This window comes from Pelomonas nitida (assembly GCF_043555975.1).
Taxonomy (GTDB): Bacteria; Pseudomonadota; Gammaproteobacteria; order Burkholderiales; family Burkholderiaceae_C; genus Pelomonas; species Pelomonas nitida.
Genome location: NZ_JBIGIA010000003.1, coordinates 278357 through 300470 on the forward strand (window position 1 = coordinate 278357; position 22114 = coordinate 300470).

Sequence of the window (22114 nt, forward strand, 5' to 3'; positions counted from 1 at the left end):
GAGACCACCATGTCCAGCTTCCTTCGCAAGGCCGCCCTGGCCGCTGCCCTCGCCTGCGCCTTCAGCGCCCAGGCGCAGACCGACTACAACCAGCGCTTCTTGACGCAGTACAACAAGATCAAGAACCCCGCTAACGGCTACTTCAGTGCCGAAGGGGTTCCGTACCACTCCGTCGAGACACTGATCGTCGAGGCACCCGACCACGGTCACGAGACCACCTCCGAGGCCTACAGCTTCTGGCTCTGGCTCGAAGCCCAGTACGGCCGCGTCACCGGCGACTGGGGCCCGCTGAATGCTGCCTGGGCCAACATGGAGAAGTACATCATCCCGGGCACCAAAGACCAGCCCACCAACAGCTTCTACAACGCCACCAAGCCCGCCTCCTACGCCGGCGAGTACGCGCTGCCCAAGAACTACCCCTCGCCACTGGAGTTCAGCACCCCCGTCGGGCAAGACCCGATCGGCAATGAACTGGCTTCCACCTACGGCAGCCGCGACATCTACGGCATGCACTGGCTGATCGACGTCGACAACTGGTACGGCTACGGTTTCTGCGGCGACGGCGTCACCAAGCCCGCCTACATCAACACCTTCCAGCGTGGCGCACAGGAGTCCGTGTGGGAGACCGTGCCCCATCCGTCCTGCGAGACCTTCAAGTGGGGCCGCACCGGCGGCACTCAGGGCTTCCTGAGCCTGTTCACGGGCGATTCCAACTACGCCAAGCAATGGCGTTACACCAACGCACCTGACGCCGACGGCCGCGCCATCCAGGCCATCTACTGGGCCAACATCTGGGCCACCGAACAAGGCAAGGGCGCCGCCGTGGCCGACCTCGTCAAGAAGGCCGCCAAGATGGGCGACTTCCTGCGCTACGCGATGTTCGACAAATACTTCAAACGCATCGGCAACTGCGTGGGCCCCACCACCTGCCCGGGCGGCACGGGTGCTGCCGACGGCAACGGCCTGCGCGACAACCAGCACTACCTGATGTCCTGGTACTACGCCTGGGGCGGCGCCACGGACTCCTCAGCCGGCTGGGCCTGGCGCATCAGCTCGTCGCACAACCACTTCGGCTACCAGAACCCGTTCGTCGCCTGGACGCTGTCCACCCAGACCGCCTTCAAGCCACTGTCACCGTCGGCCGCAGGCGACTGGGGCAAGAGCTTCACGCGGCAGATGGAGTTCTATCGCTGGCTGCAGTCCGCCGACGGCGCCATTGCCGGCGGTGCCACCAACAGCTGGAACGGCAACCATGAACAGCCGCCGGCCGGCACGCCCACCTTCTACGGCATGTTCTACGACGAGGCACCGGTCTACCGCGACCCGGCCTCCAACACCTGGTTCGGCTTCCAGGTCTGGTCCATGGAGCGCGTGGCCGAGCTCTACCACGTGAGCAACGACGCCCAGGCCAAGGCACTGCTCGACAAGTGGGTGCCCTGGGCCATCGCCAACACCCGCCTGCTCGCCGACGGCAGCTACGAGATCCCCTCGTCGCTGCAATGGTCGGGCAAGCCCGACACGTGGAACCCCGCCAACCCCGGCGCCAACGCCAACCTGCGCGTGACGGTGACCGAGTTCACCAACGACGTCGGCACCGCCGCCGCCTATGCGCGCACGCTGAGCTACTACGCCGCCAAGTCGGGCAACGCCGCGGCCAAGACGACCGCCCGCGAACTGCTGGACCGCATGTGGGCCAAGTACCAGGACACCAAGGGCGTGGCCGTGGGGGAGAAGCGCAAGGACTACCTGCGCTTCGACGACGCCTACAACGCCGCCACCGGCGACGGCGTCTACATCCCGCCGGGCTGGACCGGCACCAACGCCCAGGGCGCGACGCTGGACAGCAACGCCACCTTCCTCAGCATCCGGCCCAAGTATCAGCAAGACCCCGACTTCGCCAAGCTCAACACCTACCTCGCCGGCGGTGCGGAACCCACCTGGACCTACCACCGCTTCTGGGCGCAAGCCGACATCGCGCTGGCCCAGGCCGACTACGGCCGCCTCTTCCCGGCGACGGGCCCGGCCATCGTCGTGTCGTCCAGCGCGCTGACGGTGCCCGAGGGCGGCTCGGCCAGCTTCGGTGTGTCGCTGTCCGAAGCGCCGACGGCCAACGTGACCGTGGCGGTCGCCAAGGCCGCCGGCGGTGACGCGGACCTGACCGCCGGCACCAGCACCCTCGTCTTCACGCCAGCCAACTACGCCACCCCGCAACTCGTCAGCGTGTCCGCCGCGACCGATGCCGATGCGCTCAACGGCAGCGCCACGTTCACGCTGAGCGCAGCGGGCCAGACCGGCGCCAGCGTGGTCGCCACCGAGAAGGACGCGGACATCGTCGTGCCGGTGGACCTGATCGTCTCGGCCACGGCCGTGTCCGTCCCCGAGACCGGCACGCAGACCTTCACCGTGAAACTGGGCGCAGCACCCACGGCCAACGTCGCGGTCATGGTGGCACGCACGGCGGGCGACACCGACATCTCGGTGTCCGGCGGCAGCAGCCTGACCTTCACGCCGGCCAACTGGTCCACCGCCCAGACCGTGACGCTGGCGGCCGCCAAGGACGCCGACTCCGCCAACGGCACCGCCACCGTCAGCGTCAGCGCGGCCAACGCGGCCACGCGCACGGTCACGGCCACGGAGGTGGACAACGACGTGAAGACCTGCGCCGTCCTCTTCGACACCACCAACGACTGGGGTAGCGGCCAGGTGCCGACGATCAAGCTCAGCAACCTGGGCACGACGCCGCTGTCCGGCTGGTCGGTCAGCTTCACCGAGAGCAACGCGTTCACGCTGGCGAACTCCTGGAGCGGCACCTTCGCCGTGAACGGGCGCACCATCACGATCACGCCGGCGCCGTGGAACGGCACCATCGGGCCCAACAGCTCGGTGGACCTGGGCATGCAGCTGACCTACTCGGGCGCCAAGCCCGTGCCGACCGGCCTGAGCTGGGCCGGCCTGAGCTGCGACATCACCGTGAAGTAAGCCTCCCCGGGGCGGCACACCGCCGCCCCGGCCTTCGCGCAAAGGCCACATCCATGAACAAGACCCTCCTCACGCTGGCACTGCTCGCCGCCGCGGCTGCCGGCGGCTTCGCCGTGCTGACCGCACGCGACCTGGACCGGCGCGAACAAGATGTCCTCAGCCGCTGGACCGAGCTGCACCGCGCCGAGCAGGCGCAGTTCGCCGAGATGCCCGCCGTCCTCGCGCTGGCCGACGCGCAGCCCGCACTCGACGCGGCGGTGCGCACCAACGCCCGCTCGCGCTGCAACCTGCTCGCCCAGTTCGACAGCGGCGGCCCCGTCATCGACGACGCGCGGCGCTTCGATCTCTACAAACAGGTGCGCGCCGAGTGCACCGGCGGGCTGTTCCGGCTGCTGGCCGCGCTGCGCGACGCCCCGCCGCTAGCCGCAGACAGCCACGTGCAGGCGCTGGGCCGGTCCCTGACGCAGGGCCAGGCCACGGTAGACAGCGCCCGCGAACGCTACCGCCAGGCACTGGCGGCCTACAACGAAGGCATCCAGCACCTGCCGCGCGGTCTGGCCGCCAGGCTGCTCGGATACGAGGAGCGGCCGGATTTCGTTCGCTACGCCGACGCTGGCCGCTGACGCCCCTCTTCCTCCACGCAAGGAGACCCTCAATGAAGCGATTCATCGCCCGCCTGCGCACGCTGGCTGCGGCTGGCTTCGGCTGTGCCCTGCTCATGCCGACGGCCCATGCGGCCCTCACGCTCACGCCCAAGATCAACGCCTGGAGCGGCGGCTTCTGCGTCTCGGCCATGATCGCCAACACCAGCAACGCCCCCGGCGGGGCTTGGACGCTGACCTTCGACCTGCCCGGCGGCCAGGTCACCAGCAGCTGGAATGCCGTCTTCACCAACAGCGGCAGCACGTACACCGCCAAGGGGCTGAGCTGGAACTCGCCGCCGCAGGCCAACCAGCAGTTCGAGGTGGGCTTCTGTGGCAACGGCACCGCACCGCTGACCACGGCGTTCAATCTGACCGAAGAGGGCGCCAGCTCCGGCGGCGGAGGTGGGGGCGGCACCACACCGACCGACGACCTCAACATCGGCCCCAAGGGCGACTTCAAGCCGCCTTTCAGCGTCAGCGGCAACAAGATCGTCGACGCCAACGGCGCCACCGTGTCGATGCGCGGCGTGAACTGGTTCGGCTTCGAGACGCCCGACAACATCGCCCACGGGCTGTGGTCGCGCGGCTACAAGGACATGATCCAGCAGATGCAGACCCTGGGCTTCAACGCCGTGCGGCTGCCGTTCTGCCCGAAGGCGCTGCATGCCACCTCCTACACCGGCAGCGTGGAGTCCTCGCTGAACCCCGACCTGAAGGGCAAGACGCCGCTGCAGGCCATGGACCGGCTCATCGGCGAGATGGCCAGCCGCGGCATGTACGTGCTGCTCGACCACCACCGCCCCGACTGCAATGCCATCTCCACCACGCCGCAGATCCCCGGCTACTCGCTGGACGACTGGGTCAACGATCTCGTCTTCGTCGCCACGCGCTACAAGAATGTCGCCAACGTCATCGGCATCGACCTGAAGAACGAGCCCCACGCCGACTACGGGCACGGGGCGCACTGGGGCAACGGCGACATCGCCACCGACTGGAAGCTCGCCGCCGAGCGCGCCGGGGCCGCCGTGCTGGCCGCAAACCCGAAGGCCCTCATCTTCGTGGAGGGCATCTCGGACAACGGCGGCATCTGCGAGTCGACCTACGGCCACTGGTGGGGCGGCAACATCGAGCCGGTGGAGTGCTACCCCATCGACGCAGCCAAAGTGCCCCGCAGCAAGCTCGTGCTGTCGCCACACATCTACGGGCCGGACGTCGCCGCGCAGGCGTACTTCCAGGCGTCGGCGGGGTTCCCGGACAACATGCCGGGCATCTGGCAGCAGCAATTTGGCCGCTTCATGGGCAGCTACGCGGTCGTGCTGGGCGAGTTCGGCGGCAGGTTCGGCGGTGCCGACCAGGTTTGGCAGACCCGCTTCGTCGACTGGCTCAAGTGCAAGGGCGTCCGCAACTTCTTCTACTGGTCGTGGAACCCCAACAGCGGCGACACCGGCGGCATCCTGCAGGACGACTGGCTCACGGTGAACACCGGCAAATACAACAACCTCAAGCGCCTGTGGGACGGCTCCACCACCAACACCGGCATTTGCACACCCTGAGCCTCGCGGCGTGCTGATGCCAGATGCCGGCCAGCAGTGATGCTCGCCGGCATGTTCATGTCTGCTTGATGACCACGAATGAAAACCAACTGATCGGTCGGTGACTTAACCTGCGTCAAATGGTGTGCGCGTCGGGCCGCCTACATTGGCAACGCCTGGCTCGCGGCGAGCCAGGCGACACAGGGAGTCCGCATGACCGACACGCTAGCCCGCTCACCCACCGAACGCCTGGACGATCTGTTTCACGCGACGCTGGCGCGGGGCACGCGCTCACTGTCGCTCATCGCACCGGGCCTGGCGCTGGCCGACTGGGCCACGCACCTGGCGCTGTCGCCGGGCCGCTGTGCCGAGCTCGGCACGCTAGCCCAGCAGCAGGCCCGCGCCTGGGCCGACTATGCGCTGCAGAGCGCTGCGGCCACGCTGCAACTGCCCGGTTCGGAGACGGCCAGCCCGCCCGAGGCGCCGCTGGCCGACCGGCGCTTTGCGGCACCGGATTGGCAGCGCTGGCCCTTCAATGTGATGCAGCAGGCCTTCGTGCTGCAGGAGGCCTGGTGGGCACAGGCGACGGGGCCGGTCTGGGGTGTCGAGAAGCACCACACCGACTTGATGAGCTTCTGGACCCGCCAGTGGCTGGACGTGGGCTCGCCGGCCAACCTGCCCTGGACCAACCCGCTGGTGCTGCGCCGCGCGGCCGAACAGGGTGGCCAGAACTTCCTGCGCGGTCTGCAGGACTGGCTGGACGACGCACAGCGCCTGCAAAGCGGCGCGCCGCCCGCCGGCACCGAGGCCTTCGCCGCCGGCCGCAACCTCGCGATGACGCCCGGCCAGGTCGTCTGGCGCAACGAGCTGATGGAGCTGATCCAGTACACGCCGCAGACAGAACAGGTGCACGCCGAGCCGCTGCTCATCGTGCCGGCCTGGATCATGAAGTACTACATCCTCGACCTGGCGCCCGGCAGCTCGCTGATCGAGTACCTCGTGCGCCAGGGCCACACCGTGTTCGCGATCTCCTGGAAGAACCCGGGCGCCGAGCAGCGCGAGCTGGGCATGGAGGACTACCTGCAGCTGGGCATCGCCGAGGCGCTGCGTGTCATCAACGCCGTCGTGCCTCGCCAGCCCGTGCATGCGGTGGGTTATTGCCTGGGCGGCACGCTGCTGGCGCTGGCCGCCACGGCCATGGCCCGCGACGGCGATGCGCGGCTGGCCTCGCTGACGCTGTTCGCCGCGCAGACGGACTTCAGCGAACCCGGCGAGCTGAGCCTGTTCATCGACGAAAGCCAGCTGGGCATGCTGGAGGCGCAGATGAAGGAGACCGGCTATCTGCGCGCCGAGCAGATGGCCGGCGCCTTCCAGATGCTGCGCTCCTACGACCTGCTGTGGTCGCGCCTGGTGCAGGACTACCTGCTGGGCGACCGCACACGGCTGAATGCGCTGATGGCCTGGAATGCCGACTCCACGCGCATGCCTGCCCGCATGCACAGCGACTACCTGCGCCAGCTGTTCCTGCGCAACGACCTCGCCGAAGGCCGCTACGAGGTCGGCGGCCACGCCGTCGCGCTCAGCAGCCTGCACCTGCCGCTCTATCTTGTCGGCACCGAGACCGACCACGTCGCGCCGTGGCGTTCGGTCTACAAGCTGCATCACCTGTGCCCGGCCGAGATCCGCTTTGCGCTGACCAGCGGCGGCCACAACGCCGGCGTCGTCAACCCGCCGGGCGACGGCCACCGCCATTACCGCGCCGCCACCGCCGCGCCCGGTCAGCCCTATGTCGCCCCCAATGACTGGCTGGCCGCCACACCCGCGCAGGAAGGCTCGTGGTGGCCCGACTGGGCCGCCTGGCTGCAGGCCCGCAGCGGCCCCCTGGTGAAACCGCCCCGGCTGGGCGCCAAGACGGCACCGCCGCTGGGCGACGCGCCGGGCCTGTACGTGATGGAGCGCTGACATGAGTGGCGAACTGCAAGGCCGCCGCGGCCTCATCGTCGGCATCGCCAACGACCAGAGCATCGCCTGGGGTTGTGCCCGCGCCTGCCGGGCCGCAGGCGCCGAGCTCGCGCTGACCTGGCTCAACGACAAGGCGCGGCCGCATGTCGAGCCGCTGGCCGACCAGCTCGGTGCCACGCTGCGCCTGCCGCTGGACGTGGAGCGCCCCGACGAGCTGGAGGCCGTGTTCGCCGCCATCGACAACACCTGGGGCGGGCTGGATTTCCTCGTGCACTCCATCGCGTTCGCGCCCAAGGCCGACCTGCAGGGCCGCGTCGTCGACAGCAGCGCGGCCGGCTTCGCGCGGGCCATGGACATCTCCTGCCACTCCTTCCTGCGCATGGCGCGCCTGGCCGAACCGCTGATGACCCAGGGCGGCAGCCTGGTCACGATGAGCTACCTCGGCGCCGAGGAGGTGGTGGCCAACTACGGCCTCATGGGGCCGGTCAAGGCGGCGCTGGAATCCAGCGTGCGCTATCTGGCCGCCGAGCTGGGCCCCAAGGGCATCAGCGTGAACGCGGTGTCGCCCGGGCCCATGGCCACGCGCGCCGCCTCCGGGCTGCCGCATTTCGACGAACTGCTCGAGCGTTCGCGCGAACGCGCACCGCTGCGCCGGCTGGTGGACATCGACGAAGTGGGCGCGCTGTGCCGCTTCCTGGCCAGCGAACCCGGCCGCGCCCTCACCGGCAACGTGCTCTACGTCGATGCCGGCCTGCACATCCTGGGATGACCTGATGAACCGGACCCTTCCGACGGCCCTGGTGGCCGCCATGCTCGCTGGCTGCGCGCCCCTGACACCCCATCCGACGCCCGCGCACGACCTGCCCCCGCACTACGCCGGCGCCCCCAGCCAACCGGCCGCCACGCCGCCGGCCTGGGGCGATTACTTCACCGACCCGGCGCTGCAGGCCGTGATCCGGCAGGCGCTGGCCAACAACCGCGACCGCGCGCTCGCACTCGCACGGCTCGACGAGGCACAGGCGCTCGCCGGCGTGCAGGCCAGCCAGCGCCGCCCACAGGTCGCCCTCGACGCCCAGGCGCAGCGCAGCCGCGTGCCGGCAGACCTGAGCATCACGCGGCGCCCGCTACTCGGCGAGCAGTTCCAGCTGGGACTGGGGCTGGCCAGTTGGGAGCTGGATCTGTGGGGCCGCCTCGCGCGGCTCGACGACGCTGCGCGCGAGGCCTGGCTCGCCAGCGATTCGGCCGCGCAGGCGGTCACGCTGTCCCTGGTGCAACAGGTGGCCCAGACCTGGCTGCAGCTGGCCGAGCTGGACGAGCGCCTGCGGCTCGCCCGGCGCACGCTGGACAGCCGTGAGGAGTCGCTGCGCATCTTCAAGCGCCGCGTCGAACTGGGCGCCACATCGCGCCTGGCGCTGACGCAGGTGCAGCTGCTGCAGACGCAGGCCGCCGCGCTGGTGTCGCAGCTGCAGCAGCAGCGCGAGGCGCAGTGGCAGGCGCTGTCGCTGCTGGTCGGTGGCACGCCGGCCTCGGCCGAGCCCCGGCTGGCCGAACTGCCACCGCTGCAGGCCGGCCTGCCGGCAGATCTGCTGCGCCAACGGCCCGACCTGATCGCCGCCGAACACCAGCTGCTCGCGGCCGATGCCAACATCGAAGCCGCACGCGCCGCCTACCTGCCGCGCATCAGCCTGACCGCCGCCTTCGGCAGTGCCAGCGCGGAGCTGTCCGGCTTGCTGAAACCGGGCAGCAGCGCCTGGAGCCTGACCCCCGACGTGGCGCTACCGCTGCTCGACGGCGGCCGCCGCGAGCAGAACCTGGCCGTGCAGCAAGCCCGCCGCCGCCAGGCACTGCTGAGTTATGAGCGCGCGGTTCAACAGGCGCTGCGCGACGTCAACGACGCGTTGTCGGCCCGCCAGCACCTGGCCGAACAGCTCGCCATTGCCGATCAGACGCTGGCCACCCAGGCCGACCGCGCCCACCTGGCCCAGCGCCGCTACGACACCGGCGCCGCCGACTTCCTGCAGGTGCTCGACGCCCAGCGCGACCTGCTCGCGGCCGAGCAGCAGCAGGTCCAGGTGCGACGCGCGCTGCTGGCCAGCCAGGCCAGCCTGTACGCCGCACTCGGTGGCGGCCCGCTGCCCTCCTCCACAACCACTGCCCAACCCGCCCTCCTGGGAAGCCAGCCATGACCGCCCCGACCGCCAAGCCCGCCCTCCGAGCCCTGCTGATCCCCGCTGCGGGCGCCGTGGCCGTGCTCGCACTCGCCGCCTGGGCCTGGACACGCTGGCACGCCCCCACCCCGGGCGACGCCTTCGTGCAGGGCAACGGCCGCATCGAGGCGACCGAGATCGACATCGCCACCAAGCTGCCCGGTCGCTTGCAGGACGTCATGGTGGGCGAGGGCGACTTCGTGCGCGCCGGCCAGCCGCTCGCCCGGCTGCAGGTGCAGAGCCTGGAGGCGCAATACGCCGAGGCCCAGGCACGGCTGCGGCAGGCCGAGTCCACCGTCGACAGCGCGCAGGCCCAGATCGCCGTGCGCGAAAGCGACCGCCGCGCCGCGCAGGCCGTCGTTGCGCAGCGCGAGGCCGAGCTGGACGCCGCCCGCCGCCGCCTGTCGCGCTCGCAGGCGCTGGCCCAGGAGGGCGCGTCGTCCGAGCAGGAGCTGGACGACGACCGCGCCCGCGTGCGCAGCGTGGAGGCCGCACTGAGCGCGGCGCAGGCCCAGGTGGCCGCCGCCACGGCCGCCATCGAGGCCGCACGCACGCAGGCCGTCGGCACCAAGGCCACCGTCAAGGCCGGCAGCGCCACGGTGGACCGCGTCAAGGCCGACCTCGACGACGCGCTGCTGACGGCACCACGCGCGGGCCGCGTGCAATACCGCATCGCCGAGGCCGGCGAGGTGCTGGGCGCCGGCGGCAAGGTGCTCAACCTCGTGGACCTCAGCGATGTCTACATGAGCTTCTTCGTGCCCGAGGCCGTCGCCGGCCGGCTGGCGCTGGGCAGCGAGGTGCGCCTCGTGCTGGACGCCGCCCCCGGGCTGGTCATCCCGGCGAAGGTGTCGTTCGTCTCCAGCACCGCCCAGTTCACGCCCAAGACCGTGGAGACGGCCAGCGAACGCCAGAAGCTGATGTTCCGCGTGCGGGCCCAGATCGACCCGGCGCTGCTGCAGCGGCATGCCGACCAGGTCAAGACCGGCCTGCCCGGCGTCGCCTGGGTGCGGCTGGACGCGCAGCAGGCCTGGCCTGCCTCGCTGGCCAAGCTGGTCGACCAATGAAGCCTGCCCTCCCCCGCGCCCATAGCAGACAACGGCGATGACCGACCCGACACCCCTGGCGCGCCTGCAGGGCTTGCGCCTGCACTACGGCAAGACCCGGGCACTGGACGACGTCTCGCTGACGCTGCCGGCCGGGCGCATGCTGGGCCTCATCGGGCCCGACGGCGTCGGCAAGTCCAGCCTGCTGTCGCTGATGGCCGGCGCACGCGCGCTGCAAGACGGGCAGCTGGAGGTGCTGGGCGGCGACATGGCCTCGCGCGCGCACCGCGAAGCCGTCTGCCCCTGCATCGCCTACATGCCGCAGGGGCTGGGCCGCAACCTCTACCCGACGCTGTCGGTCGAGGAGAACCTGCAGTTCTTCGGCCGCCTGTTCGGCCACAGCGCGCCGGAGCGGCGGCGGCGCATCGACGAGCTGTGCGGCAGCACCGGGCTGCTGCCCTTCCTCGCCCGGCCTGCGGGCAAGCTGTCGGGCGGCATGAAGCAAAAGCTCGGGCTGTGCTGCGCGCTCATCCACGACCCCGACCTGCTCATCCTCGACGAGCCCACCACCGGCGTGGACCCGCTGTCGCGCGCGCAGTTCTGGCAGCTGATCGCGCGCATCCGCGCGCAGCGGCCCGGCATGAGCGTCGTCGTGGCAACGGCCTACATGGACGAGGCCGAGGGCTTCGACTGGCTGGTCGCCATGGACGCCGGCCGCGTGCTGGCCACCGGCACACCCGCCGAGCTGCGCGGCACGCATGCCGCGCTGGAGCAGGCCTTCATCGCGCTGCTGCCCGAAGAGCGGCGGCGCGGGCACCGCGAGGTCGTGGTGCCGCCGCTGGCGGCCGACGCCGATGCACAGATCGCCATCGAGGCCCGCGGGCTGACGATGCGCTTCGGCGACTTCACGGCCGTGGACCATGTCGACTTCCGCATCCGCCGCGGCGAGATCTTCGGCTTCCTCGGCTCCAATGGCTGCGGCAAGTCGACGACGATGAAGATGCTGACCGGCCTGCTCAGCGCCAGCGAGGGGCAGGCCTGGCTGTTCGGCCGCGAGGTGGACCCGCGCGACCTGCAGACGCGCGGCCGCGTCGGCTACATGACGCAGGCCTTCTCGCTCTACGGCGAGCTGACCGTGCGGCAGAACCTGGTGCTGCATGCCCGGCTGTTCGAGGTGAGCGACATCGAGCCGCGCGTGGACGAGATGCTGGCGCGCTTCGACCTGGTCGAGGTGCAGCACAGCCTGCCCGAGACGCTGCCGCTGGGCTTGCGCCAACGGCTGTCGCTGGCCGTGGCCATGGTGCACCGGCCGGAGCTGCTCATCCTGGATGAGCCGACCTCGGGTGTCGACCCGGTGGCGCGCGACATGTTCTGGCAGCTGATGGTGGAGTTGGCCCGCCGCGATGGTGTGACCATCTTCATCTCCACGCACTTCATGAACGAGGCCTTGCGCTGCGACCGCGTGTCGCTGATGCACGCCGGCCGCGTGCTCGTCAGCGACACCCCGGCCGCCATCCAGGCCTCGCGCGGTGCGGCCAGCCTGGAGCAGGCCTTCATCGCCTACCTGCAGGAAGCCGCCGGCGCCGAGGCGCCAGCCCCCCACGCGCCCGCCGCCCAGGCGCCGGCGGAGGCGGTGACGCCCGTGGCGCCTTCGCGCCGCTTCAGCCTCACGCGCGCCTGGAGCTACAGCCTGCGCGAGGCGCTGGAGCTGCGCCGCGACCCGGTACGCGCCACGCTGGCGCTGCTGGGCACGGCCATCCTGATGTTCATCATGGGCTACGGCATCAGCATGGACGTCGAGAACCTGCGCTATGCCGTGCTGGACCAGGACCAGACCGGCCTGAGCCAGAGCTACACGCAGCGCCTGGCCGGCTCCCGCTACTTTCTCGAGCAGCCACCGCTGCACGACCACGCCGAGCTCGACCGGCGCATGCGGGCCGGCGAGCTGGCCGTGGCGGTGGAGATCCCGCACGGCTTCGCGCGCGACGTGGCGCGCGGCCGCGCCGCCCAGATCGGCGTGTGGGTCGACGGCGCCATGCCGTCGCGCGGCGAGACGGCGCGCGGCTACGCCATGGCCATGCATCAGCTGTGGCTGGTCGAGATGGCGCGCGAGCGGCTGGGCGCCACGCCGGCCAGCCTCAGCAGCGTGGAGCTGCGCTACCGCTACAACCCCGACGTGAAGAGCCTGCAGGCCATGGTGCCGGCGGTCATCCCGATGCTGTTGATGATGATCCCGGCCATGCTGACCGCGCTGTCGGTGGTGCGCGAGAAGGAGCTCGGCTCCATCCTCAACCTCTACGTGACGCCGGTGCGCCGCAGCGAATTCCTGCTCGGCAAGCAGCTGCCCTATGTGCTGCTGGCCATGCTGAACTTCTTCATGCTGGTCGGCCTGGCGGTGACGCTGTTTGACGTGCCGCTGAAGGGCAGCCTGGCGGCCCTGAGCCTGGCCGCGCTGCTGTACGTCACCGCAGCCACCGGGCTCGGGCTGCTGGCCTCGACGTTCACACGCAGCCAGATCGCCGCGCTGTTCATCACGATGATCGGCACCGTCGTCCCCTGCGTGCAGTTCGCCGGCCTCATCGACCCCGTGTCGTCGCTGGAAGGCGTGGGCGCGCTCGTCGGCAAGGTCTATCCGGCTGCGCATTTCCTGACCATGAGCCGCGGCGTGTTCAACAAGGCGCTGGGCCTGCAGGACCTGGCGACCAGCCTGTGGCCGCTGGCCGTGGCCGTGCCGGTCATCCTGGGCCTGGCCATGGCGCTGTTGCGCAAGCAGGAGACCTGAGATGAGCGAGAACCCCAGTGCAGGCGCGGCGCCTGGCGCCGGCTCCGCAAGGCGCCCCGGCATGCGCCGACGGCTGAACCTCGCGCATGTCTACCGCCTCGGCGTCAAGGAGCTGTGGAGCCTGTGGCGCGACCCGATGATGCTGGTGCTCATCGTCTACACCTTCAGCCTGTCCATCTACACGGCGGCCACGGCCATGCCCGAGAGCCTGCGCCACGCGGCCATCGCCGTCGTCGACGAAGACGGATCGCCGCTGTCGGCCCGGCTGATCGCGAGCTTCTATCCGCCGCGCTTTCGCAGTCCCGACATGATCACGGCGCGCGAGATCGACGCCGGCATGGACCGCGGCGATTACACCTTCGTGCTGGTCATCCCGCCGGGCTTCCAGCGCGACGTGCTGGCCGGCCGCGCGCCAGCGCTGCAGCTCAACGTCGACGCCACGCGCATGAGCCAGGCCTTCACCGGCGGCGGCTACGTGCAGCAGATCGTGGCAGCGGAGGTGGCCGGCTTCGTGCAGCGCCACAGCGGCAGCACCGCGCCGCCGGTGGACCTGGCGCTGCGCATGCGCTTCAACCCCAACATGGAGCACAGCTGGTTCGGCTCGCTGATGGAGATCATCAACAACGTGACCATGCTCTCCATCATCCTGACCGGCGCAGCGCTGATCCGCGAGCGTGAACACGGCACCGTGGAGCACCTGCTCGTGATGCCCGTGACGCCGGGCGAGATCATGCTGGCCAAGGTCTGGTCCATGGGCCTGGTGGTGCTGCTCGCCGCGATGGCGTCGCTGACCTTCGTCGTGCAGGGCGCACTGGGCGTGCCGGTGCAGGGCTCGGTGGCGCTGTTCGGCGTGGCCGCGGCGCTGCACCTGTTCGCCACCACGTCGCTGGGCATCTTCCTGGCCACGCTGGCGCGCTCCATGCCGCAGTTCGGCATGCTGCTGGTGCTGGTGCTGCTGCCGCTGCAGATGCTGTCCGGTGGCGTCACGCCGCAGGAGAGCATGCCCGACATGGTGCGCTGGATCATGCAGGCAGCACCGACGACGCATTTCGTCGCCGCATCGCAGGCCATCTTGTACCGCGGCGCGGGGCTGGCCGTCGTGTGGCCGCAACTGCTGGCCGTGCTCGCCATCGGCAGCGTGCTCTTCATCGCCGCGCTGTCACGCTTTCGCAAGACCATCAGCCTGATGGCCTGAACCCGCACCGCCGCCCCGCCCCTAGGAGACCCATGAACACCCCGGCCCTGGACCTGCTGCGCAACCGCACGTTCGACGAGATCGCCGTCGGCGAGACCGCCACGCTCGAACGCACCGTCACCGCAGCGGACCTGCAACTCTTCGCCGTGCTCTCCGGCGACCTGAACCCCCAGCACCTGGACGCACAGTTCGCCGCCTCCACCCGCTTTCAGGGCGTCATCGCCCACGGCATGTTCGGCGGCGCGTTGATCTCGGCCGTGCTGGGCACACGCCTGCCCGGGCCCGGCACCATCTACCTCGGCCAGACGCTGAAGTTCCTTGCCCCGGTGCACATCGGCGACGTGCTGCGCGTCAGCGTCACCGTCAGCACCAAGGAAGCGAACCACCACCGCCTGACGCTGGCCTGCCGCTGCCTGAACCAGGACGGCAAGCTCGTCATCGACGGCGAGGCCCAGGTGATGGCGCCCACCGAGCGCATCGAATGGCGCGCCCACCAGCTGCCCGAGGTGCGGCTCAGCGCAGGGCCGGACGGCCAGGCCCGGCTGCTGGCGGCCGTGCGCTCGCTGGGCGCGCTGAAGGTGGCCGTCGTCCACCCCTGCGACGACGTCAGCCTCGAAGCGGCGCTGCAGGCGCGCGCGGCCGGCCTCATCGAGCCGGTGCTGGTGGCGCCGCGCGCACGGCTGCAGGCCGTGGCCGACGCGCGTGGCTGGGACCTCACCGGCCTGCAGGTGGAAGACGTGGAGCACAGCCACGCCGCCGCCGAACACGCCGCCGCGATGGCCGCCCGGGGCGACGTGCAGGCGCTGATGAAAGGCAGTCTGCACACCGACGAGCTCATGTCCGCCGTGCTGGACCCCGCCGCCGGGCTGCGCACCAAGCGCCGCGCGAGCCACTGCTTCCTGATGCAGACGCCGGCCTACCCGCGCCCCTTCATCATCACCGACGCCGCGCTCAACATCACGCCGTCGCTGGAGCAGAAGGCCGACATCGTGCGCAACGCCATCGAGCTGGCCCAGGCCATCGGCGTGGCCCGGCCCAAGGTCGCCATCCTGGCCGCCGTGGAGACCGTGAACCCGCGCATGCCGGCCACGCTGGACGCCGCCGCGCTGTGCAAGATGGCCGACCGCGGCCAGATCGCCGGCGCCGACCTGGACGGGCCGCTCGCCTTCGACAACGCCGTCTCCATCGCCGCGGCGCGCATCAAAGGCATCCAGTCCGACGTGGCCGGCCAGGCCGACGTGCTGGTGGTGCCCGACCTGGAGAGCGGCAACATGCTGGCCAAGCAGCTGGAGTACCTGGGCGGCGCGGCCAGCGCCGGCATCGTGCTGGGCACCCGCGTGCCCGTGGTGCTGACGAGCCGCGCCGACAGCGCCGAGTCGCGCATCGCCTCCTGCGCGCTGGCCGTGCTGCTGGCCCACCACTACCGGAGCACGCCGCCGTGAGCGACACCGCGCCCGACCTCGTCGTCGCCGTACTGAACTGCGGCTCGTCCAGCATCAAGTTCGCGCTGTTCGACGCCAGTGCCGGCCTGCAGGCGCTGCCGCGCCGGCCCTGGTGGGGCGGCAAGGTGCTGGGCATCGGCGGCCCAGCGCCTCGGCTGCAGACGCAGGACGGCACCGACCGCCCGCTGCCGCTGGGCGACGCCGCGCCGTATCACGACGCGCTGGCGGCCATCCTGGCGGCGCTGCGCGAGCGCCTGGGCAGCACGCCGCTGCAGGCCGTGGCCCACCGCGTCGTGCACGGCGGCGCCGCGCATGCCGAGCCGGTGCGCGTGGACGCCGGCGTGCTGGCCGAGTTGCGCAGCTACATCCCGCTGGCGCCGCTGCACCAGCCCTTCGCGCTGGAGGCCATGGAGGCGCTGCTGCAACTGCACCCCACGCTGCCGCAGGTGGCCTGCTTCGACACCGCCTTCCATCGCAGCCTGCCGCAAGTCGAGCAGATGCTGCCGCTGCCCTACTCGGCCTGGGAACGCGGCCTGCGGCGCTATGGCTTTCATGGCCTGTCGTACGAATACCAGTCGCTGGTGCTGCCGGAGCGGCATGGCGCCCAGGCCAGCGGCCGCTGCATCGTGGCCCACCTCGGCAGCGGCGCCAGCCTGTGCGCGCTGCAGGGCCTGCGCAGTGTGGCCACGACGATGGGCTTCTCGGCCCTCGACGGCCTGATGATGGGCACGCGCTGCGGCGCGCTGGACCCCGGCGCCGTGCTCTACCTGATGGAGATCGAGGGCCTGAGCCTGCACGACGTGGGCCAGCTGCTCTATCACCAGTCCGGCCTGCTGGGCGTCTCGGGCCGCTCCGCCGAGCCGCGCGAGCTGCTGGCCCACGAGGCCGACGACCCGCGCTGCGCGGCGGCGCTGGCGCTGTTCGTGCGCCGCATCGTGCGCGAGATCGGCGCCCTCGTGGCGGTGCTGGGCGGGCTGGACCTGCTGGTGTTCACCGCCGGCATCGGCGAGCACCAGGCGGAGATCCGCGAGCGCGTCGTCCAGGGGCTGGGCTTCCTCGGCGCCAGCCTCGACGCCGCCGCCAACGCCGCGCATGCGCCGGTCATCTCGGCGGCTCAGAGCACCGTGCGCGTGGCCGTGGAGCCGGCGAACGAGGAATGGGTGGCGGCGCGGCACGCGCTGCGCGTGCTGGCCGCCACACCCGGCGCGGCCTGACGACCGGGCGCCAGGCCCGGCCGGGGCGATCAGCGCGGCGCGGCGGCCACGCTCACGCCGGGTGCGGCCGGCACCGTCAGCCGGTTGTCCACCACGCGCACGCCCGCAGGTGCCGCCGCCAACACGCCGGCGCGCTCGCGCGCGGTGGCGTCGGGCGCGGGGCCGTCCAGGCGCACGATGCCGCGTTCGGTGCTCACCTCGATGCGCGCCGCGCTGAGCGCCGGGTCGACGGCCAGCGCGGCCTTCACCTTGGCGGTGATGCCGGCGTCGTCGATGGCAGCACCCACGCCCATCAGCGCGTCGCGCGAGGCCTGCACGGCCGCCGTCTGCGAATCAGACACGGCCTGGCCGGCCTGATCGCCCGCGTTGCGCACGCCGGCCACCGCGTCGTCCAGCTGGGTGCCGACCGAGCGCGAGTCCTGCATCACGGCCATGCCGATCAGCGCGGCGGCCGCACCGGCCGCGATGGCGAGCACCCAGGGCAGCACGCGCGCCCGGGGGCGTGGCGCCGGGCGGCGCAGCAGCACGCGGGGGGCCGGTGTCGGCACCGGCTTGGCGTCGGGCGCCACGCGCAGGTTGCCGTCGGGCGTGATCAGCGACCGCACTTCGCGGTCGTCTCGGGAAAAGACGTCTCTGAAACTCATCTCCGTCTCCTTCATGCGGGGTCAACAGGCCTGGGGGCGACCTGCACAAGCGCCGCTTAAACAGGCAGTTCGGCTGCGGCCGGTGTCGTTGCTGCCGGCATCGCCGTCGCCGCGCTGCCTGCGTCGCTCGGCCATGCAGCAACTGTGGCCGGCCAGGGTCCGGCGCCCCATCGGCCGCCGTCGCAGTGGCCTGTCGGACGGTGCCGACGCCGCGGCCGTCGCGGCTCAGGCCGTCTCGAGCGCGAGGCCGGCCTGCACCCAGGCGTCGATGCCGCCGTGCAGCACGCGGGCCTGCCGCCCCTGGGTCTTGAGCCACTGCGCCGCACGCACGGCCGAGGCATCGTTGGGGCAGGCGCAATAGGTGATGAACTCGGACGCCACCGGCCAGCCGGCCAGCGCCGTGTCGCCCAGGGCGCCGAGATCCAGGTGACGCGCGCCGGGGATGCGCGTGGGCAGCGGCAGGCCGGGCGCCCGGGCGCGCACATCGACGAAGACGATGTCGGCACGCCCGTCGCGCAGCGCCAGCGCCTCGGCCGGCGCCAGGCGCTCGAAACGATCCAGCTCACGGCGCAGCTGCGCACGGCGCCACAGCCGCCAGCCCAGATAGGCCAGCACCACCACGCCGCCGATGGCCAGCGCCAGGCTGCCCAGCTGGCTGAGTGCCCGCAACAGCGCGCCGATCTGCGTGTGGAAGACGCTGCCGACCGCAATCGACGCGCCGGCCCACAGCGCCGAGCCGAGCAGGTTCCAGCCCAGGAAACGCCGCGCCGGCATGCCCAAGGCGCCAGCCAGCGGCGGCGCCAGGATGGACAGCCCCGGCACGAACTTGGCGATGACCAGCGTCAGCACGCCGCGGCGGGCGAAGCTGGCCTCGTTCTGGCGCACGCAGCTGTCCGGCGAGATGGAGATGCGGCACAGCGTGGTGAGCACGCGCCGCCCGAGCCGCCGCCCGGCGGCGAACCACAGCGCGTTGGCCGCCATGGCCGCCAGCGTCGCCGTGGCGAAGGCCTGCAGCGCGAAACCGGCATGGTGGGCCGACGCGACGCCCGCCAGCAGCAGCACCGGCGTGGACGGCAGCGGCGCACCGAGCTGCTCCAGCAGCACGGCGAGCGCCACGGCCAGCAAGCCGTGGTGGGCGAAGAGATCGGTCAGGTAGTCCATGACGGGTGGGGCGGCGAGCATAGCCGCGGCCACAAGCCCTTCGCTGCGGCGAGGGCGCTCCGGCCTTCGCAATGTACTGAACTACAGTACGAAGCCATGCCCACCGATCTCTGGACCCAGTTCGACGCCGCGCCACTGACGCTGACGCTGCGCGTGGCCCTGGTCGCCACCGTCCTGGCGCTGCTGCTGGGCGTGGCGCTGGGCTGGGTGTTCGCCCGCACCCGGCTGCCGGGGCGCGGCCTGCTGGAGGCCATCTGCATGCTGCCGCTGGTGCTGCCGCCCACGGTGCTGGGCTACGGCATCCTGGTGCTGATGGGCCGGCGCAGCGCGCTGGGCGCCTGGCTGCGCGAGCACTTCGACTACACGGTCATCTTCCACTGGCACGGCGCCGTGCTGGCCTCCACGCTGGTGGCGCTGCCGCTGGTGCTCAAGGCGGCGAGCAGCGCGTTCGCGCAGGTGGACGGCCAGTTGGAGGCCGCAGCGCGCACGCTGCGGCAGTCGCGCTGGAGCACCTTTGTGCGCGTCACGCTGCCGCTGGCCTGGCCCGGCATCCTCGCCGGCACGCTGCTGGCCTTCGCCCGCGCGATGGGCGAGTTCGGCGCCTCGCTGATGGTGGCCGGCTCCATTCCCGGCCAGACCCAGACCGCCTCCATGGCCATCTACGACGCCGTCCAGGCCGGCCACGACGAGCTGGCGCTGATGCTGGCGCTGGTCGTCTCCGCCGTGTCCGTCGCCATCCTCGTCCTGTCCAACCGCTACCTGCAACGCTCCACGTCATGAAACGCCTGCTGCTCGCGCTGTCCCTCGCCCTTCCCCTGCTGGCCTCGGCGCAGCAGCTCACCGTCTCGGCCGCCGCCAGCCTGACGGATGCGTTCAAGGAGATCGGCCCCAAGTTCGAGGCCGCGCGGCCCGGTGCCAGCGTGCGCTTCAATTTCGCGGCCTCGGGCGTGCTGCTGCAGCAGATCGCACAGGGCGCACCGGCCGATGTGTTCGCCAGCGCCGACCAGGAAACGATGAACCGCGGCGTGGAGCAAAAGCTCGTGGCCGCCGACTCGCGCCGCGACTTCGCCGCCAACTCGCTGGTGCTGATCACGCCAGCCCAGGGCGCGCCCGCCGTGGCGGCGCTGGCCGACCTGGGCAAGTCCGAGGTGAAGCGCGTCGCCGTCGGCAAGGTCGCCACCGTGCCGGTGGGGCGTTACACGCAGCAAGCGCTGGAAGGGGCCCAGCTGTGGGCGGCACTGCAGCCCAAGATCGTCTTCGCCGACAACGTGCGCCAGGTGCTGGACTACGTGTCGCGCGGCGAGGTCGAGGCCGCCTTCGTCTACCGCACCGACGCCGAGCTCGCCAAGGGCAAGGTCAGCATCGCGATGACGGTGGGCGGCCATGCGCCGGTCACCTACCCGGCCGCCATCGTCGCCGACAGCAAGCAGCCGGCACTCGCGCGGGATTTCGTCGCCTACCTCGCCAGCACCGAGGCGCAGGCCATCCTGGCGCGCTACGGCTTCGGCCGGCCGCAGCCCTGATCGCCATGCCGTTTCAACCGCCACCCCGCCCCTCTTCTCGGCCCCGCGCGGCCGGGGCGGTGCGCGCACAACCGGCCTGCGGGCCGCAGCCCCGGTGATCGACGTCGCACTCCAGCTCTCGGTCAGCGACGCCCGGCGCCGCTTCGACCTGGACATCGCCTTCGCCACCGACGCGCCCTTCGTTGCGCTGTACGGGCCGTCGGGCGCCGGCAAGTCGCTGACGCTGCAGGCCATGGCCGGACTGCTGCCGGTGGGCGCCGGCCACGTGCGGCTGAACGGGCGCGCGCTGCTCGACACCGCCGCCGGCATCAACCTGCCGCCCGAGGCGCGCGGCGTGGGCTATCTGTTCCAGCACTACGCGCTGTTTCCCCACCTCAGCGTGCGCGACAACATCGCCTTCGGGCTGACCGACTGGCGGCGCCGCCTCAAGCCGGCCGATGCCGCGCGGGTGGACGAGTTGATCGAGGCCTTCGGCCTCACGGCCATGGCGCGCAGCCGGCCGGCCACGCTGTCCGGCGGCCAGCAGCAACGCGTGGCCCTCGCTCGCGCGCTGGCCAGCAACCCGCAGGTGCTGCTGCTGGACGAACCCTTCACCGCGCTGAACCCGCTGCTGCGCCGCCAGTTGCGCGACGAGCTGCGCGCCGTGCGCGAGCGCTGGGGCATCCCGGCCGTCATGATCACGCACGACCTCGACGACGTCGCCGCGCTGGCGCAGCGTGCCTACGTCGTCGACGGCGGCCGCATCACCCGCACGGTGGACCTCGCCGCCGGCCAGGGCCACGCCGCGCTGGACGACCTCCCCGCGCCCAGCGCCGACGAGCAGCGGCGCCTGGCCTTGCTGAAGGCCGAGCTGGCTTGACGCGGCGGCCACCGGCGCCGGCACATCCGCCTTCACGCCGACGACCGCCCTCGTCCACGGGCACAGGCGATGATGGCGCCCCGCCACCGCCCACCCTTTCCCTTGAGCCTGCTGCCCACTGATCACCCGCTGCTGCAAGGCGAGCTGCGCCTGGCCGGCCGGCTCGACGGCCGCTTCTTCGACCTGCTGGCCGCCCTCGCGCTGACCGGCTCGCTGCAGAAGGCCGCCCGCGCCGCCGGCTACAGCTACAAAGGCGCCTGGCTCGTGCTGGACGCCGCCGCCGCGCTGACCCACGCGCCGCTGCTCGAAACCGCCACGGGCGGCACGGGCGGCGGCGGCACGCGGCTCACCGCCGACGGCCTGGCGCTGCTGGCCGCCTGGCGCGAACTGCAGGTCCGGCATGCCGCCTTTCTGCACGAACAGGCCAGCTGGCTGGCCACCCAACCCGCGCTCGACGCGCTGCTGAAGAGGATGTCCATGAAGACCACCGCCCGCAACCAGTTCCACGGCCGCATCGCCGGCGTGAACCCGGGCCCCTCGACCACCACCGTGCGCGTCACGCTGGACGGCGGCCAGGAGGTCACCGCGTCGCTGACCACGCAGGCCGCGCAGGAGCTGCAGGTGCAGACCGGCAAGGAGGCGCTGGCGCTCGTGAAGGCCAGCGAGGTGTTGCTGGTCACCGACTTCGGCGGCTACCGGCTGTCCGCCCGCAATCAGCTGGCCGGCACCGTCTCGCGCGTGGAGCGCGGCGCCGTGTCGTCGCTGATCGGGCTGACGCTGCCGGGCGGCACCGTCGTGACGGCCAGCGTCACCAACGATGCCGTGGACGGGCTCAACCTCGCCGTGGGCCAGCCGGCCACCGCCGTGTTCAAGGCCTATGCGGTGATGCTGGCGGTGCGGGCCTGAGCGCCCGCGCATCAGGGCGCC

The 22114-nt window shown here is 71.5% G+C and carries 17 protein-coding genes; 15 read left to right on the plus strand and 2 right to left on the minus strand.

The features are described from left to right. Nucleotides 1-9 precede the first annotated feature (9 nt). The 11 genes from ACG00X_RS05630 (at nucleotide 10) to ACG00X_RS05680 (ending at nucleotide 17000) form a co-directional block, all read left to right on the plus strand. Nucleotides 10-2979, plus strand: coding sequence for a glycoside hydrolase family 48 protein (locus ACG00X_RS05630; RefSeq protein ID WP_394487030.1), 2970 nt, complete (start codon nucleotides 10-12; stop codon nucleotides 2977-2979). A gap of 53 nt (nucleotides 2980-3032) precedes the next feature. Continuing rightward, nucleotides 3033-3602 carry a LemA family protein gene (locus tag ACG00X_RS05635; protein WP_394487031.1) on the plus strand — a complete coding sequence of 190 codons (570 nt, stop codon included), beginning with the start codon at nucleotides 3033-3035 and terminating at the stop codon, nucleotides 3600-3602. Nucleotides 3603-3634: 32 nt separating this feature from the next. Beyond that, nucleotides 3635-5176, plus strand: coding sequence for a cellulase family glycosylhydrolase (locus ACG00X_RS05640; RefSeq protein WP_394487032.1), 1542 nt, complete (start codon nucleotides 3635-3637; stop codon nucleotides 5174-5176). A gap of 192 nt (nucleotides 5177-5368) precedes the next feature. Next, complete coding sequence (locus tag ACG00X_RS05645; RefSeq protein WP_394487033.1) at nucleotides 5369-7117, plus strand: PHA/PHB synthase family protein; 1749 nt, start codon at nucleotides 5369-5371, stop codon at nucleotides 7115-7117. 1 nt (nucleotide 7118) lies between these two features. Continuing rightward, entirely contained in the window at nucleotides 7119-7886 is a 768-nt protein-coding gene (gene fabI / locus ACG00X_RS05650; RefSeq protein WP_394487034.1) for an enoyl-ACP reductase FabI, read from the plus strand. A 4-nt stretch (nucleotides 7887-7890) separates the two neighbouring features. Beyond that, a complete protein-coding gene (locus ACG00X_RS05655; protein WP_394487035.1) occupies nucleotides 7891-9303 on the plus strand; it encodes an efflux transporter outer membrane subunit in 1413 nt (470 codons plus the stop codon). Next, a complete protein-coding gene (locus tag ACG00X_RS05660; RefSeq protein WP_394487037.1) occupies nucleotides 9300-10388 on the plus strand; it encodes an HlyD family secretion protein in 1089 nt (362 codons plus the stop codon). The genes ACG00X_RS05655 and ACG00X_RS05660 overlap by 4 nt, the downstream gene beginning before the upstream one ends. A gap of 37 nt (nucleotides 10389-10425) precedes the next feature. Then, complete coding sequence (gene rbbA, locus ACG00X_RS05665) at nucleotides 10426-13149, plus strand: ribosome-associated ATPase/putative transporter RbbA (RefSeq protein ID WP_394487038.1); 2724 nt, start codon at nucleotides 10426-10428, stop codon at nucleotides 13147-13149. Between the two features lie 61 nt (nucleotides 13150-13210). After that, nucleotides 13211-14344, plus strand: coding sequence for an ABC transporter permease (locus tag ACG00X_RS05670; RefSeq protein ID WP_394487131.1), 1134 nt, complete (start codon nucleotides 13211-13213; stop codon nucleotides 14342-14344). A gap of 32 nt (nucleotides 14345-14376) precedes the next feature. Then, nucleotides 14377-15786, plus strand: a complete 1410-nt coding sequence (locus ACG00X_RS05675; RefSeq protein WP_394487039.1) for a bifunctional enoyl-CoA hydratase/phosphate acetyltransferase — start codon at nucleotides 14377-14379, stop codon at nucleotides 15784-15786. Continuing rightward, nucleotides 15783-17000, plus strand: coding sequence for an acetate/propionate family kinase (locus tag ACG00X_RS05680; protein ID WP_394487040.1), 1218 nt, complete (start codon nucleotides 15783-15785; stop codon nucleotides 16998-17000). The genes ACG00X_RS05675 and ACG00X_RS05680 overlap by 4 nt, the downstream gene beginning before the upstream one ends. Before the next feature lie 29 nt (nucleotides 17001-17029). Here ACG00X_RS05680 and ACG00X_RS05685 read toward each other — a convergent pair whose 3' ends face one another. Continuing rightward, on the minus strand, nucleotides 17030-17644 hold the full coding sequence (locus ACG00X_RS05685) for a BON domain-containing protein (protein WP_394487041.1): 615 nt from the start codon (nucleotides 17642-17644) through the stop codon (nucleotides 17030-17032). Between the two features lie 225 nt (nucleotides 17645-17869). After that, nucleotides 17870-18805, minus strand: coding sequence for a VTT domain-containing protein (locus ACG00X_RS05690; protein ID WP_394487042.1), 936 nt, complete (start codon nucleotides 18803-18805; stop codon nucleotides 17870-17872). A gap of 96 nt (nucleotides 18806-18901) precedes the next feature. Here ACG00X_RS05690 and modB point away from each other — a divergent pair, with 96 nt between their 5' ends. The 4 genes from modB to ACG00X_RS05710 all read left to right on the plus strand — a co-directional run bounded on the left by modB (nucleotide 18902) and on the right by ACG00X_RS05710 (nucleotide 22093). Next, nucleotides 18902-19585: a molybdate ABC transporter permease subunit gene (modB, locus tag ACG00X_RS05695; RefSeq protein ID WP_394487043.1), complete on the plus strand. Its 684-nt coding sequence runs from the start codon at nucleotides 18902-18904 to the stop codon at nucleotides 19583-19585. Continuing rightward, nucleotides 19582-20328 carry a molybdate ABC transporter substrate-binding protein gene (modA, locus tag ACG00X_RS05700; RefSeq protein ID WP_394487044.1) on the plus strand — a complete coding sequence of 249 codons (747 nt, stop codon included), beginning with the start codon at nucleotides 19582-19584 and terminating at the stop codon, nucleotides 20326-20328. The genes modB and modA overlap by 4 nt, the downstream gene beginning before the upstream one ends. A gap of 94 nt (nucleotides 20329-20422) precedes the next feature. Further along, nucleotides 20423-21187: an ATP-binding cassette domain-containing protein gene (locus ACG00X_RS05705; protein ID WP_394487045.1), complete on the plus strand. Its 765-nt coding sequence runs from the start codon at nucleotides 20423-20425 to the stop codon at nucleotides 21185-21187. Nucleotides 21188-21289: 102 nt separating this feature from the next. After that, nucleotides 21290-22093, plus strand: coding sequence for a TOBE domain-containing protein (locus tag ACG00X_RS05710; RefSeq protein ID WP_394487046.1), 804 nt, complete (start codon nucleotides 21290-21292; stop codon nucleotides 22091-22093). The last annotated feature ends 21 nt before the right edge of the window (nucleotides 22094-22114 follow it).